The following is a 797-nucleotide window of genomic DNA, read 5'->3' on the forward strand; positions in this document are numbered from 1 at the left end:
CTGTTATCTAGTTTTGAAAGAATAAATCTTTCGAAAAAAAGTATTGCTTTCTTTATGAAATAGTGTATAATATAATATGTCTGGTGGCGATAGCGAAGAGGTCACACCCGTTCCCATACCGAACACGGAAGTTAAGCTCTTTAGCGCCAATGGTAGTTGGGACTTTGTCCCTGTGAGAGTAGGACGTTGCCAGGCTTATATATTGGAGGATTAGCTCAGCTGGGAGAGCACCTGCCTTACAAGCAGGGGGTCGGCGGTTCGATCCCGTCATCCTCCACCATCGACTATTTAAGTCAGAGATTGCACGCCGGTGTAGCTCAATTGGTAGAGCAACTGACTTGTAATCAGTAGGTTGGGGGTTCAAGTCCTCTTGCCGGCACCATTTTTTTCGAGCCATTAGCTCAGTTGGTAGAGCATCTGACTTTTAATCAGAGGGTCGAAGGTTCGAGTCCTTCATGGCTCACCATTTATATTCACACGCGGGTGTGGCGGAATTGGCAGACGCGCTAGACTTAGGATCTAGTGTCTTACGACGTGGGGGTTCAAGTCCCTTCACCCGCATCTTTYATTAATTTCATATATGYGCGGAAGTAGTTCAGTGGTAGAACACCACCTTGCCAAGGTGGGGGTCGCGAGTTCGAACCTCGTCTTCCGCTCCACATATATAAGTCCTGCCGGGGTGGTGGAATTGGCAGACACACAGGACTTAAAATCCTGCGGTAGGTGACTACCGTGCCGGTTCAAGTCCGGCCCTCGGCACCATTTTAATAAGCGCCCGTAGCTCAATTGGATAGAGC

6 tRNA genes and 1 rRNA gene are annotated in these 797 nt (G+C 48.6%); all 7 read left to right on the plus strand.

The annotated features are described in order from the left end of the window. Positions 1-79: 79 nt before the first annotated feature. Positions 80-195: ribosomal RNA gene (rrf, locus tag AC1D0Y_RS29590) — 5S ribosomal RNA — on the plus strand. A gap of 9 nt (positions 196-204) precedes the next feature. Next, positions 205-280, plus strand: a tRNA-Val gene (locus AC1D0Y_RS29595). 26 nt (positions 281-306) lie between these two features. Then, positions 307-382, plus strand: a tRNA-Thr gene (locus tag AC1D0Y_RS29600). A gap of 8 nt (positions 383-390) precedes the next feature. Continuing rightward, positions 391-466 (plus strand) — tRNA-Lys (locus AC1D0Y_RS29605). Between the two features lie 13 nt (positions 467-479). Continuing rightward, positions 480-561, plus strand: a tRNA-Leu gene (locus tag AC1D0Y_RS29610). A gap of 23 nt (positions 562-584) precedes the next feature. After that, positions 585-659 (plus strand) — tRNA-Gly (locus AC1D0Y_RS29615). A gap of 14 nt (positions 660-673) precedes the next feature. Further along, positions 674-762: transfer RNA gene (locus tag AC1D0Y_RS29620), tRNA-Leu, on the plus strand. Positions 763-797 lie beyond the last annotated feature (35 nt).

It is taken from the genome of Priestia sp. P1_B12_1, from assembly GCF_056406695.1.